At 59.7% G+C, this 21,504-nt stretch carries 14 protein-coding genes, 1 tRNA gene and 1 pseudogene; 7 read left to right on the top strand and 9 right to left on the bottom strand.

What is annotated here, in order from left to right; genetic code table 11:
* Nucleotides 1-779: 779 nt before the first annotated feature.
* From A4G99_RS04435 to hemC, 3 genes are read right to left on the bottom strand one after another with little or no spacing between them, the layout of a single operon-like run.
* The gene (locus tag A4G99_RS04435; protein WP_066139910.1) at nucleotides 780-2,192 is read right to left on the bottom strand and encodes a DHH family phosphoesterase; all 1,413 of its coding nucleotides are present in this window, start codon (nucleotides 2,190-2,192) and stop codon (nucleotides 780-782) included.
* A gap of 27 nt (nucleotides 2,193-2,219) precedes the next feature.
* Nucleotides 2,220-2,963, bottom strand: coding sequence for a uroporphyrinogen-III synthase (locus A4G99_RS04430; RefSeq protein ID WP_066139906.1), 744 nt, complete (start codon nucleotides 2,961-2,963; stop codon nucleotides 2,220-2,222).
* A 2-nt stretch (nucleotides 2,964-2,965) separates the two neighbouring features.
* A complete protein-coding gene (gene hemC / locus A4G99_RS04425; protein ID WP_066139905.1) occupies nucleotides 2,966-4,066 on the bottom strand; it encodes a hydroxymethylbilane synthase in 1,101 nt (366 codons plus the stop codon).
* Nucleotides 4,067-4,321: 255 nt separating this feature from the next.
* On the opposite strand from hemC, the gene A4G99_RS04415 reads away from it, so the two are divergent.
* Nucleotides 4,322-4,645: a HalOD1 output domain-containing protein gene (locus A4G99_RS04415; protein ID WP_066139901.1), complete on the top strand. Its 324-nt coding sequence runs from the start codon at nucleotides 4,322-4,324 to the stop codon at nucleotides 4,643-4,645.
* 6 nt (nucleotides 4,646-4,651) lie between these two features.
* On the opposite strand, the gene A4G99_RS04410 is transcribed toward A4G99_RS04415, so the two are convergent.
* Entirely contained in the window at nucleotides 4,652-5,485 is an 834-nt protein-coding gene (locus A4G99_RS04410) for a TrmB family transcriptional regulator (RefSeq protein ID WP_190303685.1), read from the bottom strand.
* A gap of 982 nt (nucleotides 5,486-6,467) precedes the next feature.
* Between A4G99_RS04410 and A4G99_RS04400 the strand changes: the two genes are divergently transcribed.
* A complete protein-coding gene (locus A4G99_RS04400) occupies nucleotides 6,468-7,007 on the top strand; it encodes an NUDIX domain-containing protein (protein WP_066139900.1) in 540 nt (179 codons plus the stop codon).
* Between the two features lie 192 nt (nucleotides 7,008-7,199).
* On the opposite strand, the gene A4G99_RS04395 is transcribed toward A4G99_RS04400, so the two are convergent.
* From A4G99_RS04395 to A4G99_RS04380, 4 genes and pseudogenes are all read right to left on the bottom strand, one after another.
* The gene (locus A4G99_RS04395; RefSeq protein WP_066139897.1) at nucleotides 7,200-8,540 is read right to left on the bottom strand and encodes a glutamate-1-semialdehyde 2,1-aminomutase; all 1,341 of its coding nucleotides are present in this window, start codon (nucleotides 8,538-8,540) and stop codon (nucleotides 7,200-7,202) included.
* 61 nt (nucleotides 8,541-8,601) lie between these two features.
* Nucleotides 8,602-10,068, bottom strand: coding sequence for an ATP-binding protein (locus tag A4G99_RS04390; protein ID WP_066139894.1), 1,467 nt, complete (start codon nucleotides 10,066-10,068; stop codon nucleotides 8,602-8,604).
* Between the two features lie 284 nt (nucleotides 10,069-10,352).
* Nucleotides 10,353-11,536, bottom strand: a pseudogene (locus A4G99_RS04385) (aspartate kinase).
* 69 nt (nucleotides 11,537-11,605) lie between these two features.
* Nucleotides 11,606-13,504, bottom strand: a complete 1,899-nt coding sequence (locus A4G99_RS04380) for a PQQ-binding-like beta-propeller repeat protein (RefSeq protein ID WP_223301716.1) — start codon at nucleotides 13,502-13,504, stop codon at nucleotides 11,606-11,608.
* A gap of 227 nt (nucleotides 13,505-13,731) precedes the next feature.
* Here A4G99_RS04380 and A4G99_RS04375 point away from each other — a divergent pair, with 227 nt between their 5' ends.
* Nucleotides 13,732-16,071, top strand: coding sequence for a hypothetical protein (locus A4G99_RS04375; RefSeq protein WP_066139891.1), 2,340 nt, complete (start codon nucleotides 13,732-13,734; stop codon nucleotides 16,069-16,071).
* A 69-nt stretch (nucleotides 16,072-16,140) separates the two neighbouring features.
* Here the strand turns inward: A4G99_RS04375 and A4G99_RS04370 are convergent, their stop codons facing one another.
* Nucleotides 16,141-17,202 (bottom strand): ATPase domain-containing protein, encoded by a 1,062-nt coding sequence (locus A4G99_RS04370; RefSeq protein ID WP_066139889.1) that lies wholly within the window; start codon nucleotides 17,200-17,202, stop codon nucleotides 16,141-16,143.
* Nucleotides 17,203-17,440: 238 nt separating this feature from the next.
* Between A4G99_RS04370 and A4G99_RS04365 the strand changes: the two genes are divergently transcribed.
* The 4 genes from A4G99_RS04365 to A4G99_RS04350 all read left to right on the top strand — a co-directional run bounded on the left by A4G99_RS04365 (nucleotide 17,441) and on the right by A4G99_RS04350 (nucleotide 21,431).
* Complete coding sequence (locus A4G99_RS04365) at nucleotides 17,441-18,238, top strand: CHRD domain-containing protein (RefSeq protein ID WP_082837705.1); 798 nt, start codon at nucleotides 17,441-17,443, stop codon at nucleotides 18,236-18,238.
* A 197-nt stretch (nucleotides 18,239-18,435) separates the two neighbouring features.
* Complete coding sequence (locus A4G99_RS04360) at nucleotides 18,436-18,843, top strand: hypothetical protein (protein WP_066139883.1); 408 nt, start codon at nucleotides 18,436-18,438, stop codon at nucleotides 18,841-18,843.
* Nucleotides 18,844-18,928: 85 nt separating this feature from the next.
* Nucleotides 18,929-19,001: transfer RNA gene (locus A4G99_RS04355), tRNA-His, on the top strand.
* 639 nt (nucleotides 19,002-19,640) lie between these two features.
* On the top strand, nucleotides 19,641-21,431 hold the full coding sequence (locus A4G99_RS04350; protein WP_082837704.1) for an asparagine synthase-related protein: 1,791 nt from the start codon (nucleotides 19,641-19,643) through the stop codon (nucleotides 21,429-21,431).
* The last annotated feature ends 73 nt before the right edge of the window (nucleotides 21,432-21,504 follow it).

The raw sequence follows: 21,504 nt of genomic DNA, 5'->3' as shown, positions 1-21,504 counted from the left end.
ATCGGAATGCGTCGTTCGCTCCCGGATGACAAATCGACCAGTTGGCGACGATACACCCTCTGAGAAGCAACCTTCGAAAGCCCTCGCGCGTGCCATTCGGCTGGACGGGGTGGCCGATATCGACCCAATGCCACACGGCGCGCGGGACAGCAAGCCCGAAGATAGCGGTCATACGAGGGCTTGCTGGCTATCGTGCGAGGGATGAGTATCGCAGGCCGAAGGCCGAGAAACGCAGTCGGCTGGGGAGGCTTGTGGCGCGGTGCTGTCGTTTGGGTGGGACTTCTGAAAGACGAAGTCTTTCAACTCCCCGCTCGTTCCTCGCGGGGATGAAAGGGGCCGCCCGGTCGCGTTTACCGTGGTCGCTTGTGCAGGCCCTATCTGCGCGGGCTGTGTCGCCACGAGCGACGCAGGAGCGAGGGGCTGCTCGGAAGAGCTTCGCTCTTCCGGCGCGGAGAGCGCGGATATCCTGCACAGCGGCCGCGAGCGGGCGGGGGCTTTCGGCGTCGTTTTCTCAGTAACTGCAATCGCAAAAGTTCCAAACACGTCTTCTCGTCGTAGCGAGCGGGCGGGGGCTTTCGAGGTTTCGAGGACATGTTCTCGGTAACTGCTCAAACCACAACGCCACCAAATACTGTTCGTAGCGAGCGTAGCGAGGTCGCCTTCTCATCGGGAGTATCGAAACCACTCGAAGTTTTGGAATACCTCCGAGCGAGACCATTCGATTCCGGAACGAGACAAAACGATGGCTGGTTACGATACTCCCTACCGAGTTTGACCGACTATCCCAACTGCTCGCCGACCAGTTCGTCGGCGCGCTCGATGAACTCTTTTTCCGTGCCTTTCGGCACCGTCGCACCGGCGGCGACGTTGTGGCCGCCGCCGTCGCCGCCGACCGCCTGCGAGGCGGTTTTCATGACGACCGAGAGGTCGAGTCCTTTTCGGGTGAGGTGGGGCGTGCCGCGCGAGGAGACTTTCACGTTTTCGTCGTCCTCGTCGGCGAACGCGATGATGGGAACGTTTCGGTCGATGCCGTTCGCGCCGACGGCCATTCCGGCGACGATGCCGACGATGGTCTCGCGAATCCGGTCCTCCGCGTGGAACCACTGGACGTTCTCCTCCTTCGTCACGCCCTCGGACTGCACCCAACTGATGGCCTCCGAGAGGTTTCGTCGGTGGTTCTTCAGGAGCGTTCTGGCCCGCTCCAACGCGGCGTCGCGGTTGCCGAGACAGACCGCGAGACCGACGTCCGCGCGGTCGTAACGCGCCGTCGCGTTGAGCAGGGTGGAGAACTCGCTCACGTCCCGGAGTTCGGTTCCCTCGGGTTCCGCGGCGAGCGTGTAGGTGGTACCGACCAATCCGTCGATTTTGGTCGCCGAGACGCCCTTTCGCATGGCTCGCTTCACCAGCGCGCTGGCGACGGTCTGGCGTTCGTCGGCGGTCAAATCGACCCAGCGACGCCAGTCGCCGTTTTCCTTCAAGTCGATACCGACGCCGTTGAGAAATCGGAGGGCGCCGTTCTGGTCGTTCGAGATACCGGGGATGTACACGTCCGTCGCGTACTCCAGGAGTTTCGGAAGCGGGCGAGTTTGCTTGCCGTACAGCGCGAGGTCGGTACCGGTTTCGACCACGCCCGCGTCGAGTCCTTCCTCGACGATACCCGTGTTCGCGCCGACGAGTTCACCGTCGGAAATCTGCATGTCGCCGACCGCACCGACGACGGCGAGGGCGGCGAGGTCGCGGTTGTCGCCGCCGTCGGGTTCGAGCGCCCGCGCGAGGACGTAACTCGCGCCAGCACCGGAGAGTTCCGAGGAGCCGTCCAGACCGAATAGAAGCGGGTTGAGGTGGAATTCCGTGTCCGCGTCCGCTGGCTGGTGGTGGTCGGCGATGACCGGGTCGAAGTCGCCCGCCGACTCGTGTTCCGTGATGATGTCGAGTTGGCCGCTCCCGAAGTCGGTGAAGAGGACGGTGTCGTAGTCGGTTGCCGCGATTGCGGCCAGTTCATCGGCACCGAGTTGCTTGCAGAACACCGTCTCGAACGGCACCCCGGCGCGTTCGAGGGCGGACGACGCGATAGCGGCGCTCGTCAAACCGTCGGCGTCGATGTGCGAGGCGAGCAGTATCTCGTCCGCTTCGCGTACTCTGTCCGCACAGGCCGTCGCGCGGGCTTCCAACTCGGGAACCGGGCTACTCATGGGAACATCCTTGTCACGTTCTCGGATTTAAACTTGGGCCTCGTCGTTCGGTTCGTCGTGGAGGCGGGCGACGGCCTCCTCCGCTAATCGGTCGAAGGAAGCAGTGTCGGGGACGACATCGACGCGAACACCGTGCTCGCGGGCGGTGTCGTTCGTCGGAGCACCGATGGCACCGACGAGAACGTCGTCCAGCGCGTTCATTACCTCGTCCCGGACGCCCCGGTCTCCGGCGGCGGCGAGGAAGTGTTCGACCGTGAGCGATGACGTGAACAAGGCGGCGTCGAGGTCACCGTCGGCGGCGAGTTCCGCCGAACGACCGGCCTCGTTCGGCCGGACGAGTTCGTACAGCACCGTCTCGTGGACATCGGCACCGGCGTCCGCCAAGCCGTCGGTCAACACGTCGCTGCCGTGGTCGCTGCGGGCGACTTCGACGGACTTTCCATCGACGCGGTCGGCGAGCGCCGCGACGAGTCCCCGCGAGGAGTACTCGTCCGGGACGATGTCGACGTCGTAACCGTACTCGCGGAGCGTCGCGGCGGTACGTTCGCCGATGGCACAGACGGTCGTATCGCCGGGATTCCAGCCGTTCTTGTCGGCGAGTTCGACACCCGTCTTGCTCGTCAGAACGACGAAATCGGCGTGGCGCGGCGTTTCGTCCGTCGGATGAACTGCCAGCATTGGGTCCGGAACGGGGTTCACGTCGAGCGATTCCAACAGTTCCACCGCCTCGTCGAGGCGTTCGTCGTCCGGCCGGAATACGGCGACCTTCATCGTCACTCGCTCCCTTCGCGGGCTTCCGTGATGAGGTCGCGGGCGCCACGCTCGGCGAGTTCGTTCGCCACCTGCTTCGCACCGGTGACGTGCGTTTCGACCGGCACGTCGCGTTTGAGGGAGATGGCCTCGGAGCCGTCCTGACTGAACACCTGTACGTCCACGTGGACGTTTTCGCCTTGAATGATGCTGTGGACGCCGATCGGGGCGATGCAACCGCCGTTCAACTCACGGAGGATCGTTCGCTCGACGGTCGTCTCGACCCGCGTCCGTGGGTGATCGAGGACGGTATGAAGGTCGTGAGCGAGTTCCGAGTCCAACGTCATGACCGCCAGCGCACCCTGTCCCGGCGCGGGGACAAACTGCTTCGGCGGCAGTCTGTCGTACTCGACGTGATGGGCGAGACCGCTGCGCTGGAGTCCCGCTTCGGCGAGGACGATGGCGTCGTACTCCGTTTCGACGTCGCGTTCGAGCGCGCCGCGTCCGACCTCCGAGAGGTCGTTGAACCACTCGTCTATGTTCTTGTCGTACGGGAATTCGTAGCTGTCCTTCTTGCCGACGTGGCCCTTTCGTTCCTTTTCCTCCTCGGTTCGCTCCTCGTGTTCCGCTTGAAGAACCGGCGCGAGGAGCTTCTCGATTCGCGTATCGACGTTGCCGCGGAGCGGTTCGACGGTCAAGTCGGGACGGAAATTCAGCAGTTGGGCCTTCCGCCGGAGACTCGACGTGCCGACGACCGCACCGTCGGGAAGCGCGTCGATCGGCTTGCCGTCGGGCGTCACGAGGACGTCGTTCGCGCTCGCACGCTCGGGGACGGCCGCGACGATGAGTTCGTTCGGATGCTCGGTCGGCATGTCCTTCATCGAATGAATCGCGCCGTCCACGTCGCCGTCCAACACCTGTTGGTCCAGATCACGGACGAACGCGCCGGTCTTTCCCAGTTCCGTGATGAGTGCGTCGTCCAGTTGGTCCCCCGTGGTTGCTACTTCCACCAGTTCGACGGAGTACCGGCGGTCTTCCAGTGCCGCCTTTACCTCTCCCGATTGTCGAATGGCGAGGTCGGACCCTCGTGTAGCGAGACGGAGTTCCTTTCCTCGATGGCTCATATCCGACAGTGAGACCCCGACATTGAAACCACCTTCGCAACCCGTTTCGGCGGTCGTCTGTCGAAGTTGATGAGGGTTGCACGAATATGAAGCGGGACGATGATTCGAACGTCTCTTCGGTCGACGATGCCGACGAGCGTCCGAACTACCTTCGATACGTCCGAATCGCGGCCCAAATGCGTTGTTCGAAGGTGGTAGTTAACTCACATAATCACACTACTCTTATGTCTCTTAGGTTCGTATGAAGTGAATACCATGAGTGGAGAGGAGTCACCAATCGACGAGGACGATTCGGAAGCCGATTCGAATACGACACGCGTTCAGTACGATTGGTCCTCCACGTCACCCAGTATCGCCATCGCAGAAACGATAGCGACGATAGAAAATCGTCCGCAAAGCGAACTCGAACCGTTGTACGAGCACGTCGACCCGGATTCACTGGATTCGATAGTTCGACCGCGAACGTCGGAGTTTGGCGGGGAAAGTACCGTCTCCTTCGAGTACTATGGGTACCACGTAACCATTCGAAGTGACGGGGGAATTTGCGTGCGGTCGGACGGTTCCGAGCCGTCGGAATGAGATCAGTTATTCGTCCGCGATTTTCGGCTCTTCGGTCGAGAACAGCCCAGTTGCCATCAGTCGCCGAGCGATGACGACGATTCCGTTGTCGAATCCACGACCGAACACGGCCTTCTCTTCGGTGACCGTGCCGGTATCCGTTTCGTGAGCCGAACTGACCAGAATCGTCTCCCCATCGACCAGCAGCATACTCGTGATGACCGTATCGTCGGATTCCCGAATCGACGAACTGTCGATCCACTCCAACCCCGAAACGAAGACGGTAGCGTCCGGAATCTCTTGCCGGATTCTGTCGCGTATCGCGTCGTTCGGCGTACCGACGAGAACATGAATGCCACTCGTGTACGTCTCTTGTAGCTGTTCGATCAAGTCAGGCGTGATGGCGGCTTCGTGACCGATGACGAGGACGAGTTCTTCGTCAGCAGTGTCGATGAGTTGCTGTGTGCGATTTCGAACGGCCGACGTTCCGTCCAGCGACCAAACCTCGTGAGTCGTTTGGTCGTCCTCGTCCGACTGCACGGGTTCGATTTCGTTTATCGACTCGACCAGCGTCTCCGTTCGCGATTCGTACTCCTGGCGGAGCGTTTCGGCCGCCTCCTCGATAGGAACGGCACGGAATCTCTGTGGGTTCGAGTGCTGGATTTCGACGAGTCCCTTGCTCTCCAACACTCGAATCGCGTCGTAAACACGCGTTCGAGGAACGTCCGAAATGTCGCTGATCTCCTTGGCCGTTCCCTTTGGAAGGCGTGACAACGCCACGAGACACCTTGCCTCGTACTCTTTCAACCCAAGCTGCTGTAACAATTCGACTGCCTGCTGATGATTTGATTCGTCCTTCATGGGTCCCAACCATGTGACCGGGGTTTCCGGCTCTGCTCTCATTGTTTTACCGCCCCTCACAAGTCAGTTCCTGTCCAATAAGACGAACCCACCTGACAGAATCGTCGTCGTTCGGTTAACAGGGGTATAGTAGTAGTTCAGTATGTATGAACATCTCGCACACAAATGTCATCAAACATCCATCACATGTAATCGCACCGTGAGAAACGAGATTGGGGGAGACAAGATGGAACGGGGATGTGATTTTAATAACAAGACAGTAATACGCCACAATAAATATGAATTGAAGGCTAGCACGCCCTCATTCGAAGTAAAATTACATCACCGCACACATCAAATCTCAGATTGTTCACCCGGATAATCACAGTAAGGTTATACCAAGGTAGTACGAATAAGTAGTTGGCACGGAGTACGACAGGGTCCCAACCAATCGTCACTCCGTGCTGTCTCTGTGACGCCTGTGATCAACAGTCAGAGGGAGTCACAAGGTGAGACAGAATCCAGATATTCTTCCTCGTACTCGGTTACGAGTTCAAGTAGTGGTTGTATTTCCGCAAACTTCGGCCCTTTCGTCACACGTTCGGTCTCCTTATTCCAACATATATACCCGCAATCTTCCAGTTTAGGGAGATGTATGTGATACATCCGTGTCGCATCTCGTCGTTCCTCGGTTCGCTGAATAGCGGCCGTATTCGTCCGAACGGTCCGTGGCGTCTCGTTCGACAAAGCGAGCAACAGGTCGCGCCGTCGAGCGTCCGAGAGAATATCCAATTGTTCGTCCAACATTATCACGCGAGGTATCCTACTATTTCGTCGAGAATAAGCGGTCTAGAATTTCACGGAATTTGTTCGAATGATTAAACGAGTGACAGCGTTTCCAAAACCACAGCAATAATAGTAGTAAATAGGGAGTATTCGTTCACCTTTTGAGTTGATTTCATCGAGCATTAGATTGAAATTCCAGGGAGCGAGTAAACAACATATGACTGACAAGCGCGAGCAGTACGTCGGCCAAATCACGCAGAAAGCGATCCTCTTCGGTCCCGACGGGAACGTACTGGTGACGAAATCCGGGGATCACTGGGAGCCACCGGGTGGCCGGTTCGAATACGGGGAAACGCTCGTCGGGGGTCTGTGCCGCGAACTGCGGGAAGAGTTAGCCGTAGACGCCAGGGTCGGGCCGCCGGTTGATGCGGCGTACGGCGGGTGGATGGATGCCGAGACCGGGAATCCGATGGTGACGCTCGTCTACCGATGTGAAACCGACGAGACGGACGTGAACCCGAATCACGAGCACGACGACTACGAGTGGGTCTCGCCCGAGACGGCCGCCGAGCGGTTGGAAGCGACGTTTTCCGCACGGATGGCTCGTGCGGTCGAACGGGCGAGCGCATTCGACGGTACCGAGCCCTTCGAAGCGGTCACCGACCCGTATGCGGGAACGGAACTGTCGAAGACGGACGTGTTGGAAGCACTCGCCGCCGCACGTGCTTCAGACCCACGCGAACAAGAGAGGGAGTAGGGCACGGCGATTCAGGTCGAAACCGGAACCGGATGGTTCGGTAGAAGGCGACCGAAAACGTCACCAGGAAACCGCTGAGCACGCCCGAAATCAGCGCGAAGACGAGGGATCTGAAAACTGCCATACAGGAGGTAGTACAGAGAGTACTGAGTAACCTTCTGACTGATAGGAGATTGGGAAAATATCGGTAGATTACAACGCTTCCTTGTACGCTTCCAGCGTCGCCTCGACGTCCTCCTCGGTGTGAGCGTAACTGAGGAACTGGGATTCGAACTGGTTGGCCGTCAAAAAGACGCCCTCGTCGAGCATCGCGGGCCAGAAGAGGCGTTCCCAGCGCTCGGTTTCGGCGCGGTTCACGTCGCCCTTGTCCTTCGGGCAGTAGTCGAACCGGGGACAGTCGGGGTCCTGCACGCATCCCGCTTCGCACTGCCCCGACAGGTCGCGCGGCCCGTCGCGGGTGAAGATGACCTTGAACATGCTGTCCATCCCGACGACGGTGTACTCGGGCGCACGGTCCGCGAGGATGTCGGTCAACCCCGAGCGAAGTTGGTCGCCCAGTCCGCTGAGGTGGTCGTACACGTCGTGTTTCGCGGCGTAGCGAAGGGTTTCGAGTCCGGCGGTCAACGAGAGGGGATGGCCGGAGTAGGTGCCCGCTTGGAACACGTCGCCGGTCGGTGTGAACTGCTCCATGATTTCGGCCCGGCCGCCGATGGCTCCGACGGGAAAGCCGCCGCCGATGACCTTCGCCAGCGTCGTCAGGTCGGGCGTGATGCCGAACTTGCCCTGTGCACACTGCAACCCGCCGATTCGGAACCCGGTCATCACCTCGTCGAAAATCAGGAGGGAGCCGTGGTCCTCGGTCAACTCGCGGAGGGTCTCCAGATAGCCATCCACCGGCGGGACGCTGGCGCAGTTGCCGAGAAGCGGTTCGGTGAGGACGCAGGCGATTTCGTCACCCTTCTCTTCGAACAGTTCGCGCGCCGCTTCGACGTCGTTGAACGGGAGCGTGATCGTCTCCTCGGCGAACACCGCCGGAATCCCGTTCGAACTCGGTTCGGAGGCCATCCCCGCGTTGCCCTGCACGAGCGTCGATTCCTGTGCGCCGTGGTAGCCCCCCTGCATGACGACGATTTTGTCGCGGCCGGTGTAGCCGCGGGCGAGGCGCACAGCCGAACTGGTCGCTTCCGTCCCGCTGTTGACGAAGCGGATCATCTCGACGCTCGGGACGTGCCGGGTGACGAACTCCGCGAGTTCCACCTCGACCTCCGTCGGTGCGCCGTACATCGGCCCGTCGGCGAGTTGGGATTGCACCGCCGACTGCACGGGGTCGGGCATGTCGTGGCCCAGCAGCAGCGGTCCGTAGCCCATCACGTAGTCGATGTACTTGTTCCCGTCCGCGTCGACGACGTGTGCCCCGTCGCCGCGTTGCACGAAGAATGGATACGGTCTGACGGCCCGAACGGGCGAATTGACGCCGCCCGGCGTTACTGACAGCGCACGGTCGTACAGGTTTCGAGAGCGCTCGCGGTTCATGTTCGGCCGGTTCGGACTCCCCCGTAAAGTTTGTGTCGAGAGGTGCGTGGAAGTCCGTCGTTCACTCGCTCTTCGCCGCCGCCGTTTTCGTGACGTCGGAGAATTCGAACTGCGCCCCGCCCGTCTCGCTGTCGGTCAGCGAGCAGGTCCACCCGTACACGTCGGACAGTTCCCGGACGAACGCCAGTCCGAGACCCATGCCGCCGTAGTCCGACGCCGTCGTGTACCCCATCTCGAACACGGTTTCTTCGTCCTCGGCCGAGATTCCGGCACCGTCGTCGGCCACGTAAAATCCGGTCGCTAGCTCGCCGACCGTGACGGTCACGTCCCTCCCCCCGTGTTCGATGGCGTTTTCGAACAGGTTCCGAAACAGGTGTTCGAGGTACGTCTCGTCCGCCGATATCGTGGCGTCGATGAGAACGTCGAGCGACGCGTTCGACGTTTCCACCTTCGCCCACGCGCTCTCCGCCACGGTAGCGAGTTCGACCGGCGTACTCTCGGGAATCGCCTCGTGACCCTGCGTGATGACCAACAGCACGTCGATGATGTCCTCGATGCGGTCGAACGATTCCGTGATGTATTCGACCGCCAGTGGCGCCGCCTCTGCCGGAAGTTCGTTGCAGTACATCTGTCCGATCATCAGCGGATTGCGGAGTTCGTGGGCGATCATGCTCGCAAAGCTGTCGAGGCGCTTGTTCTGCCGTTCGAGTTGCTGTTCGCGCTCGTTTCGCTCGGTCACGTCGCGGACGACACCGGCGAGGTCGTGTCGAGCGTTCTCCCCTTCTGGAAGTCCCCCGACGGTCGCTTCTACTTCGAGTAGTTCCTCGGACGAGGTTTTCAGAACGGCATCGTACGTCTTCTTCCCGCCGCGGTCCCTGAGAACCTCGCGTTGGGCATCGATAGGAAGGTCGTCGATTCCCTTTTCGACGACCAGCGACGTGTGGGTGCCGAGGAGTTCCTCGCGGTCGTAGCCGACCATCTCGGCGTAGGTTTCGTTGACCAGCGTGAAACGGTCGTCCTCGTCGATGACGAAAATACCGTCGTTGATGGTTTCGACGATGGTCTCGTAGCGTTTCAGTTCCTTGCTGTACCGTTCGGCTTCGAGCCGTTGTTCCTCGGCGTTGAGCGCGCGGGTTTCGGCCCGCGCGTCGGTGAATCCCATTCCGAGACCCGAGACGCTGGCGAGCGCCGTGAGGATGAGGACGTTACCCGGTCGCAGGAGGTCGATGAGGAGCGCGATGAGTGCGACGATAGCGAGCATCACGACGATGCCGCTGAGACACCACTTGGCGACGGAGCCGAAGAGGTCGGGACGAACCTCGGTTCGGGGCAATCGATAGCTGGCGTAGAGGAGGATGAGCCCCGGGCCGACGACGAGGAGGAGGAATATCGAGACGATACCGGCTGTCCAATCGTGGGCAAACGGCGAAAACGGCATTCCGAGACCGGAAACGACGTACAGCCCTCCGAGGGCCACGATGAGACGCCGCCCTGCGCGGCCGGAGATTGACCACGATTCGAGCACCATTGTGAGAAGTGTGATGGAACTGGGTAATTACCGTTGTGGTATGCACGTCGAGAAGACGAAATATCGGGCGGTCTGGCGCGATTTACCCCCGATTGACGGGATTTACGGATTCACGATCGGATGAAAATACGTGCTGTCAGACGATTGCTGTCGGTCGATACTCGTGCGCGTGTCGTGAACACGAATTGGATACGTGAGGCGGATGGGATTATTGGATACGGGAGGTGGATGGGATTCGGTGGGAACGGCTTCGAAGCCGCTCCTACTGCTGGCCTACTGCAGACCTACTGCTGGAAGTGATTTTGGAGGATTTCCAGCGTCCGTTCGCGGTCGTCCCAGTCCACGAACAGGGCGACGCTGGTCGCGCTGGTGATGAGGTCGTGGATGTTGATGTGCGCTTCCGCGATGGGATTAACGAGTTCGTGGATGATTCCCGGTTCGTTGGGGAGTTCGCCGCCCGTCACCCGAATCACGGCGATCGGGTCGTCGACCGTCACGCTGGAGAGCGATTCCTCGTCGATGACCTCCTGATGGAGGATGTTCTCGGCGCGTTCGGCTTCCTCGGTGTCCACGTAGAACGTGATGCTGTCCATGCCGCTCGCCACGGCGTCGATGTTGATGTTGCCGGTACCGAGCGCGGTGGAGAGGTCGGCGAGGATACCCGGACGGTTTCGGATCGCACGCCCCGCCAGGGTCATGCAGGCGAGCGGCGACTCGCGCATGTCGATGAGGTTCTCGAACTGGCCGGTGACGTTCGTTCCGCCAGCCAGCAGGTCGCCGTGCTGGTAGTGGACGACGCGGACGTGGAGGTTGTCGTCCTTGTACGAGAGCGCCGACGGCGCGACGACTTCGGCCCCGCGGAACGAGAGGTTTCGAAGTTCGTCCACCGTAATCTCGCCGACGTTCCGCGCGCCTTCCACGACGCTCGGGTCGCCGGTCATGACGCCTTCCACGTCGGTGACGATGACGACTTCGTCGGCGTCCATGTACGTGCCGAGCATCACGCCGTCGTGTCGCTGCCGCCGCGTCCGAGCGTCGTTACGCCTCCTTCCTCGTTCTCCGCGAGGAAGCCCGTGATGATCGGGACGACTCCATCCATCTCCGCCGCGAGTTCGGTGGCGCGCGCTTTCGTCTCCTCGACGTTGACCTCCCCGCGCGTGTTGGTGATGACCGGCCACTGCTCGCTTCCGGGTTCGAGGAAGATGGCGTTTACACCGCGCGCGGAGAGGGCGGCTTTGAGCATCCTGACGCTCGTGCGCTCGCCCATGCTGACGATTTCCGCGCGGTCCGGTTCGTCCGCGTCGAAGTGGATTTCGTCGAGCAGTTCGTCGGTCGTGTTGCCCATCGCGCTGGCGACGACGGCGATTTCGTGTCCTGCTTCGACGGCTGCTGCGACTGAGTCTGCGGCACGGTTGATGCGGTCTCCGCTTCCGAGGCTGGTGCCCCCGAACTTGGCGACTACGCGCACCGAACCACCTCTTGTGGTCGGTTATTCATGCGCGGGCATAGCCACGGTGGGCAGATAACTGCTTGCATGTCAAGCATTTCTGCCAGTTACTCCTTTGACATGACGGGAGAAGAGGTCACGACGGGCGGCACAGCCAGCGCGCGATTCGCCGCGTGTGAGGGAATTGCCCTGTGTCGGTCTCCGGTGCTCTGTACGATCACGAACCATGTTTTCAGGCTCGTCTAATTCGATAAAGGAGTTTCGATTTTTAGGTTGGCCTAAAACAGTGATCGATGCGACGCGTCGTCGTGAATCAGTTCGCCGCCATCGAAACGCTCGCCGTGTCCGTCTCACCGTCCCCGTCCGTGACGCGAACCGTGATCGACCGCGACCCACAGGAGGGAAGCGACACGTGAATCGAACGTCCTCCCTTCTCGTACGCACCATCCCCGTCGATATCCCACTCGAACCGAAGTTCGTTCCCCGTCGAAGCGGACGCATCGAGTTGGAGGACGTCGCCACCGTCGAGGTCGGTCGAGTCGGGACTCGGCGTGACTTCGATATACGCATCCAACGATGGGGACTCGGTTTCCTCGTCAGGGGTGTCGGGGATGTCGTCCCGCCGTCCGGTTCGCTGCCGTCCGGCAGTCCGGAACTCCCGTCCGGTTGCAGGTCGGACGACCCCAGCACGAAGAAGTTCGAGTAGTACGTGTACTCGTAGTCGAGCGTCGCACCGGCGGGATACGTCGCGACGTACAGTTTACCGTTCGAAATCACGGGTACCCCGGCGGCGGGGGGATTTTCGGGCGACGTTTGGAGGTCGGTGCTGTCGAGCGGATACGTCCACCGTAACTCGCCGGTCGAATCGTCGATAGCGTGTATGAGACCCAGTTCGGCGATGTTTCCGCCGAGATACACCGTTCCGTTGCCCACGACCGGGTTGCTGAAGGTTTCCCCCACCATGTCCGTCGTCCACGCCGTCTCCCCCGTCATCCTGTCGAGTGCTTTCAGGGTGGAATCCTCGGTGGAATCGACGAATATCACGTGCTCGTCGGTGATTGCGGGTTGTCCGTTCCACTGGTTCTGTTTTGACGACTCGTAGCTCCACTCCAACCGTCCGGAGTCCGGCGACCGGGCTTGTATCTCCACGCTGTCGTCCTCTCCGGTGAGATAGTCGGTTTGGGAGAAATAGACCATTTGTTCGGTTGCCGACGGGTTGCCGAGCGTCGTGTCGTCCGGAGATACACTCCATTTCATCGACCCGTCTGCGGCGTCCAACGCCTTCCCATCGCTCAGGAAAAGGGTTCCGTCGATGTAGCTTAGTGCATCGCCGACGTCCTTCGACAACCCGGAGACGCCAGCAGTTTGCCAGGCGGTATTCCCGGTGTCGGGGTCGAACGCGTACGTCCCGTGTCGGTTCGAACTGAATATCCGGTCGTCGGTCACGATGGGGGGAGACCACACGTCGTGGTCCGTCCGCGTCCACACCGTCTCCCCGGACGCAACATCGAGCGCGTACATCCCCCCCTCACCCGACTTTGAGGATTCGAAGGTCTTCGTCGCCACGTACACCTTGTCGCCATCGGTCGTGGGTGGCTTCGGACTCGGAATGTCGGTTCGTTTCCACCGTCGCTTGCCGGTTTCGAGGTCGTATGCGCCGAGGTATCCGGCGGTCTCTCCGGGCGTGTTGTCCGTTGTAACGGCGATATACACCAGTTCGTCGGTAACGATCGGCTCGACGTGGAACATACTTCCGTCCAAATCCATCTTCCAGTCGAGTGTGGCGTACGGTGTCGGACCGTCGTCGTCGGTCGTTCCCGTTCGACTGGGTCCGGAGCGAGGTCCGGTCCAGTTGTACGGTCGAATTTCGGAACCACCGCCCCTGGCGGAGGCGTGTCCTCCGAACCCCGCGACACCCACCGTAGCACCGATCGTTTTCAACATCGTTCGTCGGTCGATTCCCGTCCGCGTGTGGGATTCTCCAGGCATATGTCTCGAACGTTAATTCAATGATCACACAAATTGTTATGAGGTGCCTGAACGGTATATTCCATCTTCAGGCAGAGTATAACAATAGATTCGATAGTGCTTATGCGAAATATGGTGAGAGGAGAAATCAGAAACGAAGACGCACGGCTGCTCGACCGAATCGATCGGAACAGACGTCCGACCGTCTTGGGGGCAATCCGCGAAATGGTTCCGGGGGAGGGGATCTGATGCCGACCTACAATATCGTCGATCAGGGGGCAGACAAAAACGGGAACACGGCCATCGATCCGATTCTAGACGACCTCGTCGGCAGCAATACGACGATCGTTTTTCCGTCGGGAACCTACAAGCTCAGGGGAATTACCGTCGAATCGGGAACCGACAACCTCGAACTCATCGCGCCGAACGGAGCGCGACTCGTCCCCGGAACTTCGGGCGACAGCGTTCGATGGTTCGACGTGTACTCGAACGGGTTCGTCCTCGACGGGTTCGAACTCGATATGCGGAATACGCCGATTCCGCCGTTCGTTCGCATGAACTCCAATTCGGGCGACTGGGAGCTCAGACGACTCATCACCCGTGGAAAAGTGCGGGCGGCCACCGATACCAACGTCGGATCGAACGATTCGAGCGACGCACGCACGTACTTCCGGTTATCCTCCGCGAGCGGAAAACGCGGACTCCTGCAGGACTGCTATTTCAACGAGGGGGCGTGTGCCGCGGACGAGGCGAGCAACCGGCGTGCGATACTCGTCGAATCCGGGAAGGGGGCACTCACGTTCAACCGTTGTTGGTTCGAACTGTGGGGAGAGAACACGATTTACGCGAAGAAACCCGAAGGAAAACTCAAAATCCTGAACTGCTTCGTCCGCAACACGCAAAACGGTCTCCGTCTCGGGGGGAACACGGAAGTGAGAAACTGCGTCTCCATCAAGGACGGACAACATCCACGGTCGGCGTGGTCGGGCGGGTCGCTCCAACGCGGTGTGAGCTGTGAGGCCAACGTTCCCGCGGATTCGGCGGACGGAATCAACAGTTACGACGGAACGCTCACCATCGCGGATAGTGATTTCTATCACCGCTACCAGTCGTCAAGTTGCGGCGGACCGATCACGGGACAGGTCACGTGTCGACGAATCGTCGTGGACGACGTCCGAATCAGCTACGATTCGACGAAGAACCACGACGCCATCTACACGTACGACAACCAGATGTCCGACGGGACACCAGCGAACCTCGAATATCTGGAGCTCAATGACGTCCAGGTACGCAACGACCACAACAGCGAGTACGCGATCTACATCGGCCAAGCACCGGACGAGTGGGGAACGGTGTCCGGCGTACTCGGTGGGTCCGGTCCACAGACTAACTCGACCTACATCAGCAACCGGATGACCGTCAACGGAAATCCCGACGAACCGAATACGACGCCGCCGTTGCCCGATCCACCGGCGCTCGGGACCGTTCCGCTGCAATCCGCGCAACTCGTTCGCATCGACAATACGGGCAACGACTCGCCGACGACGTATCGGATTACGGCCGGGGAGAACGCCCTTCCCGCAGGCAACGAAGGTTCGACGATGACCATGTCCTGGGGAGAGGACGGGGGTCCGAGCCGACCCGGGGATTCGTCGGTCGCAACGGGATCAGTCCGTGCGGGAAAGATCCACTCGTTCTACGTGACCGGCGGTATCGTTTCGACCGAGTCGAGTGGACCCGCGGTGTGGACGGTCGATGGGGAACCGTACACCCCCGGCAGCGAAGTACCGCTGTTGACGAAAGCGATAACCAGCGGAAAACAGGAAAGCGTAGACCAGTGGCAACAGGTCACCTCGGCCGTACAACCGAGTGGCGTCGTCGTCGCGAAACCGCTGTCGTACGACGGCGGGAACCCGGCGCACGTCCGTCTCCGAAACGTGGCGGATGGGAATTTCGAATACAAACTCGAAGAGTGGGAATACCTCGATGGATCGCATATCAGCGAAACGTTCCATTCGCTTTCGGCCGGGACGAACGAACAGGTGTTGCAACTGGACAACGGCAAATCGTTCAAGGTAAAAGGCGGACAAGCGGAGGTTTCCGACGCGAAGACGACCGTTTCGATGGGGGATTTCTTCGGAGGGACGGCACCGGTCGTATTTGCACAGCCACAGACGGCCAACGGTTCCGATCCGGTCGTCTCACGGCTGTCGAAAGTCACCGGCAACTCGTTCGGGGTGAGACTTCAGGAGGAAGAGGGTCAAGACGGGCACGTGAGCGAGACGGTCGGGTACATCGCGCTCCAACGGAGGTCCGGGCGAATCGACGGACGGGTGTTCGAAGTACGGCAAACCGATGAGGAGATTACCGACGAGTGGCAACGGATATCCTTCGGCAATCGGTACGATTCGCCGTTGTTCTACGCCGACATACAGACGCTCAACGGCGGCGACACCGCGGAACTTCGGTATCGAAACCTCACCGGACGTAGTGTCGAGGTGAAGATCGAAGAGGAGGAGAGCGCCGATACGGAAACGAGTCACGTTCCCGAGACGGTCGGATACGCCGTCTTCGAAGGGTCCGTGTGAACCGCCTCGGCCTGCTCCGCCTGTAGACCACGCTACATCACTGAAACTCGACGGCGACCCCGTCACCGTTCACTCGGCGGCGTCTGATTCCGACCGAGCGTTCCGATCCGAACTCGGTTGTTCGTCGGATTCGATGGTTTCGTCGGATTCGATGGCTTCCTCGGCCGATTCCATTTCCTCGATCGGGTCGAACGATATCAACCCGTCTCCGCTCGTGTACTCGTAGGCGACCCACTCAGGAATCGTCAACACGCCGTTCATCTTGCGGATGCGGATCCGTTTGATGAGCACGTCGTCGACGAGCGATCCGTTCAACTGCAACTCGACGAGGCCGTCGATGACGTAGCTCATGTCGTGCGGAAACGCGTTCTCTTCCCCGGTGAACGTCGCTCCCGCAAAGACGGTGACGAACCTTCCTTTGCAGACGTCCGCGCGAATGTCCTTGACGAAATCGTACGCTTGGACGGGCTGAACGAGCGTCCCGAACTCGGTCAGCGAGTCGATTGCGACGATGCCCGTATCGCTCATCGACAGCGATTCGAGACAGTTGTCGAGTTTGTTTTGCAGTTCGCTCGTATCGCTCGGGTCACGAACCGTCGTCGTGACGGGCGCAGTGACGTGGTGCAGGAAGTGGTTCCACTCGTCCATCCGGGTGAACATCCGGTCGCGGTCGCCGACCCGGTAGGTGAAGCAGTCGAGAACGTGTAGCTGTCCGGATTCGAGATACGGTAGGACGTTCCACTCCAAGGAGAGGAACTGCTCGATGACCGAAATCGGCGGTTCGGTGAAGCTGACGACGATTGCCGGTTCACCGCGCCGAAGCGTCCGCCAGACGAGTTCGGTCCCGATGGCGTTGTCGCGCGTTCCACCTTCCCCGGACAGCAGGATGAACGAGTTGCGTGGCAACCCTTCCGGCAGATGGTCGTCGAGCGCCGAGATACCCGTGGTTATCTGGCGAAATCCGTGATAGGTGGTGAATACGCGGTCGTTCGCTACCATCTCGTTCCGACACGTCTCCGAACAGAATTCGTAGGTCGTCTCGCCGTGGGCCAGCGTTATCGTCTCGTCGAGACACGGCAGGCGACAGAAATCGCACGGTCTCCGGTCGGCGTTCCCGGATACATCACTCATAGTCACATGTTAGCATCCGAGCGAGATGAAACTACGCCCAACGGAACGGGAGAATTGGAAACCCAGTTCCCTCCGGAGGTTTCTTAGATATTATAGAATGCAGTAATCAAACATTACGAGAGTCAGGCTCCGTATTACGGACCACAAGGTATGTATTTCGAGTATCAGGAAGAATAGTACAATATTCAGGCAGCATATAACAAATAGAAAACGAGAATAACGCAGAGTTGGATCACAAATGGTTGATCAACGAAAACGCCGCACGATGCAAGTGCTTGGCATGGGACTCACCGGATTGGCCGGCATCAGTTCGGGGAACGCGATGTTGAACGGTAACGGAGCGTCGATGGATAAAGACGGTTCGAAAGGCAAGAAGTCGAAAGGAAAGAACTACCCGCAAATCGCCCTTAAAGGGCAACTCTACAGTACCAGCACGATGTCTGGTAAAAAGGAGGTGCCGAAAAACAGGAGCCCCGGGGAAGGTGTCGCGGCGTTCCGATCGACGCCGGATAAGAAGCGACTCGACTTCGCACTGCTCGCGATAAACGCGACGTCGCAGATAACGGGTGCACACCTGCACCTGGGGGAGAAGGGTGAAAACGGGCCGGTCGTGGCATCGTTGATCGGCGAGGATGTCGACGCACAGCAGTTACTCATCCTGAACAACGTAGCCTCGACGGGATCGATCCGAGCCTCGGACCTCGTCGGACCGCTCGAAGGGGACTCGATAGCGGACCTGATCAGCGAAATTCGCGCGGGGAACGTCTACGTGAACGTTCATACCGAAAAGTACGCGGACGGCGAAATCAGGGGGCAGGTCTGCACAGCCTCGAAACTCGACGTCAGCTTCGAAGGGGACGTCACCGGTGTCTCGCGGGATTCGGTGATCGGCATCTGGTACGACCTCTCGTTGGACGTGGACCTGAAGAAAAAGCGCGGTCACCACGGCGGTGACGGGCATCACGGCGGTGACGGTCACGGCGGTTGGGACGACTGCAAACCGAAGCACGGCAAAGACGGTAAGGACGACGAGTAGCGACAGTTCGCTCGGGAACGTACACCGCGATTTTTCGGAGATCGAGTCCCCGTACCGACGGGTAACGCCACGAACGAGATACGCATTGACGATAGTACATCGATCACGGTCCGTTCGACCAGCGACCGGTGTCGTTCGGTCGGAGATGGGGGGCGTTCGGCTGAAGGGTTTAATGTGAGGGACGGAAACTATCCAACATGAACGTCCGAGACGCAGTGGAGGCTGACGGGGGCCGCCTCGCCGCACTGGCCGACGTTCCGACCGATGTGATGGCCGACGTGGTTCACGACCGGACGGTCCGCGTGGCCGAATCGGACGGGGACATCGACGGGTTCGTCGGATACGAAGCCGACGAGAAGACGGTCCACGTTACCCATCTCTTCGGAGCGGAATCGGCCTGTGAACGCCTCCTCGACGAACCGATACGCTTCGCGGAGCGGGAAACCATGCCGGTCGAAATCCTGCTCCCCGAACCGGAAACCGAATCCGACACTATCGCCGTCGCCGAGGCGGTCGGGTTCGAGGAAACGGAACCCGGTCCGTGGTTCGACGGCCACCGTACCCGTCGATTTCGACTGGAGAATCCGACGACCGAACGAGAGTGAGTACGAGTAACACGTCAGAAACCACCATACGCGGCCTCCTTTCCGAAACGTATTTTAATCTCTCCCGTTTACCTCGATATGCGTGTCCGGGTTGGGGTAGTGGACTATCCTCCAGCCTTGTGGAGGCTGGGACGCGGGTTCGATTCTCGCACCTGGACCTTTTCTGAGCGATAAACCGTGAGTGCCCGGTTTCGCGGTCGAAACCGGCCACGAGCAAGTGGCAAGCGAAGAAAAGTCCTGGAAGAGGATCGAATCCTGCCAGCGGCAGCCCGCGCAGCCGATGCGAACGGCAACACCGTGAGCAGGCGAGCAGGAACCGCTGGCTCCGGTTCGATTCTCGCACCTGGACCTTTTGCGAACATCACCTCGTGAACGGACGGTTTTTCAGAACCATCCGCGAGCGACCGCAAGTGAGAGAAAATCGCGTAGGAGAATCGAATCCTGCCAGTGGCAACCAGTCCGTCCAGCGACTGCGAGGCACTTCGCACATCGCGAGCAAGCCAGCAGGACTCGCTGGCTCCGGTTCGGTTCTCGCACTTCGGTCTTTTTTACAAAGTCAAACGCCGAGTGAGATCTCTGTCTCATCCCCCCGAAAAACGGTAAAATCACCCGATTCATGAGTTGGCACAGAGTAGCACGTGCGCAACGGTGACAAAGTATTTAGTGACAAAGAAATATATTCTCAGGATAACTAATATGAAACAGATATCGACAGTCAACGAGTGCAGTGCGCCGATGCGTGACTGCGGTGCGTTTCGCATTGTTGGTCCACACGAATCTACGAAAGGGGACGAACGATGCCCGGAATCACTGCAATAGAGAACCCGCGCGAATGCACGAGCATCGACGAGATACTTCGAGCGGTTTGTTTCGACGACCGATATCGACGGCACGAGATCGTCGGCGATACCGATATGTTCGTCGGCTACACGGGTTACGAATCGTATCCTGTCGACGTCTTCGAGGCTGATGAGTACACCGCGGCATTCGAAGGCTACCTCTACGGAACTGACGCCGTAGAAGAAACGATCGACGACGCCGCGACGTACATCATCGATGGGGAACACGAGAAGCTCCGACAGTGGATCGACGGCCGCGATGGCGACTTCTTGTTGCTCGTCGCGGACCGAACGTCGGGCAAACTGTGGGTTCTCAACGATGTTTTCGGTCGCCTCCCGACCTATCGAGCTACGGTCGGCGAAACCACGGTCGTGTCTCGTGAACTCAAGGTTATCCGGGAACTCGCTCGCCGACTCGATGTGAACCTCGAAGCGGACCGTCTCGGGGTGAGCCAAACCTTGCTGTTCAGATATTCGTTGGGAACGAGGACGCTGTTCGAAGGCGTCGAACGACTTCCGCCCGGTTCGTTGCTCGACGTCGAAACGGGCGCGATAACGGCGCTGTACAAGCATCGATTCGACTGGTTCGAAAATCGAAGCCACAGCACCGGCGAAAATGTGAGACGGCTGACGGAGCTGTTCTTGGAAGCATGTGCGAACCGTGCGTCGGTCGCCGACGAAACGGTCGTCGCGTTGAGCGGCGGCCTGGACTCCCGAGCCGTCGTCGCAGGATACGATCACGTCACCGACCGCCTCAGCGCTGCAACCTCCGCCATGAAAGCCAACGACGAAGGAAAAGAAGTTACCGTCGCACGGAAGGTTGCGAAGGCGTTAGACACGGACTGGAACTTCTACTCGGTGGAGCGGAGTGATCGCCATCTCGACGACGTCCTCGACTTTACGCAGGGAATGAACAACGTTTGGATCGCGAACGGGCTTCACTTCGCCGAACTGGTGGCGGACGACCACACGCACCACACCGCGATGCTCGTCACGGGCGATGGTGGGGACAAGGCGATACCCGATTTGACGTGTCCTCGGTCGGTCGCGACCACCGGCGAACTCGTTACCGCCATCATCGACGAGTTGAGCTACTTCCCCATCGACACCGTTTCCGAATTGACCGGCATCCCTGAACGCGAAATCGTCGCCTCGGTGCGCGAGCGAGTCGACTCCTATCCGGAAACGAATTTGGACCAGAAATACGCCCACTTCCTCGTTCGGGAGCGCGGAATCAACTGGCTGAACCACGGAGAAGACCGAACCCGGTACCACCTCTGGTCGACGACGCCGTTCTACTCGACGCCGTTCTTTTTCGAAGCGATGGCGTGCCCGCCGAAGCAAAAACGGGGAACGAGCCTGTATCGGGAGTTCTTGACGGGACTCTCTTCGACGGCCGTGGAAATCGATTACGCGGATTTCGATGCCCCGATAACGTCGTTCGAGTATCGAGCGAAGCGATACGCGTACAACTGGTTGGGCGACTACCCGAAACTCAAAAACGGCGTGGTAGCACTCCTGAAAGGGCGCAACAACCGTTCTCCGGGTACTCGTGACGTCGTACGCTCGATCACCGACGTGAATAAGGACCATCTGGGAAAGGACTCGGTCATTTCGAAGCGACAACTCGGTCATCTACTCAACGACGACGAGGAGTATTCCGACGACCAACTCCATCTGCTTCTGACGATATTACACGCGATAGCGGACGACCGGGTCGTGACGCGAACGACCGAACCGATTCTGTGATCGTTTCGCAACTGATTTTGGACGCCGTTCGCTCGAAAATCACCTCAATCTCGCTCACACAGAAAATCCCTAA

Source organism: Haladaptatus sp. R4 (genome assembly GCF_001625445.1).
Lineage (GTDB): Archaea > Halobacteriota > Halobacteria > Halobacteriales > Haladaptataceae > Haladaptatus.
Note: the sequence above shows the minus strand (reverse complement) of the source record. Positions and strands in the feature narration are given on the sequence as shown.

Excerpts from the sequence above, each read along its gene's own strand:
- A4G99_RS04435 (WP_066139910.1), bottom strand. The coding sequence starts at position 2,192 with ATGAGTAGCCCGGTTCCCGAGTTGGAAGCCCGCGCGACGGCCTGTGCG.
- A4G99_RS04430 (WP_066139906.1), bottom strand. The coding sequence starts at position 2,963 with ATGAAGGTCGCCGTATTCCGGCCGGACGACGAACGCCTCGACGAGGCG.
- hemC (WP_066139905.1), bottom strand. The coding sequence starts at position 4,066 with ATGAGCCATCGAGGAAAGGAACTCCGTCTCGCTACACGAGGGTCCGAC.
- A4G99_RS04415 (WP_066139901.1), top strand. The coding sequence starts at position 4,322 with ATGAGTGGAGAGGAGTCACCAATCGACGAGGACGATTCGGAAGCCGAT.
- A4G99_RS04410 (WP_190303685.1), bottom strand. The coding sequence starts at position 5,485 with ATGAAGGACGAATCAAATCATCAGCAGGCAGTCGAATTGTTACAGCAG.
- A4G99_RS04400 (WP_066139900.1), top strand. The coding sequence starts at position 6,468 with ATGACTGACAAGCGCGAGCAGTACGTCGGCCAAATCACGCAGAAAGCG.
- A4G99_RS04395 (WP_066139897.1), bottom strand. The coding sequence starts at position 8,540 with ATGAACCGCGAGCGCTCTCGAAACCTGTACGACCGTGCGCTGTCAGTA.
- A4G99_RS04390 (WP_066139894.1), bottom strand. The coding sequence starts at position 10,068 with ATGGTGCTCGAATCGTGGTCAATCTCCGGCCGCGCAGGGCGGCGTCTC.
- A4G99_RS04380 (WP_223301716.1), bottom strand. The coding sequence starts at position 13,504 with ATGCCTGGAGAATCCCACACGCGGACGGGAATCGACCGACGAACGATG.
- A4G99_RS04375 (WP_066139891.1), top strand. The coding sequence starts at position 13,732 with ATGCCGACCTACAATATCGTCGATCAGGGGGCAGACAAAAACGGGAAC.
- A4G99_RS04370 (WP_066139889.1), bottom strand. The coding sequence starts at position 17,202 with ATGAGTGATGTATCCGGGAACGCCGACCGGAGACCGTGCGATTTCTGT.
- A4G99_RS04365 (WP_082837705.1), top strand. The coding sequence starts at position 17,441 with ATGGTTGATCAACGAAAACGCCGCACGATGCAAGTGCTTGGCATGGGA.
- A4G99_RS04360 (WP_066139883.1), top strand. The coding sequence starts at position 18,436 with ATGAACGTCCGAGACGCAGTGGAGGCTGACGGGGGCCGCCTCGCCGCA.
- A4G99_RS04350 (WP_082837704.1), top strand. The coding sequence starts at position 19,641 with ATGCCCGGAATCACTGCAATAGAGAACCCGCGCGAATGCACGAGCATC.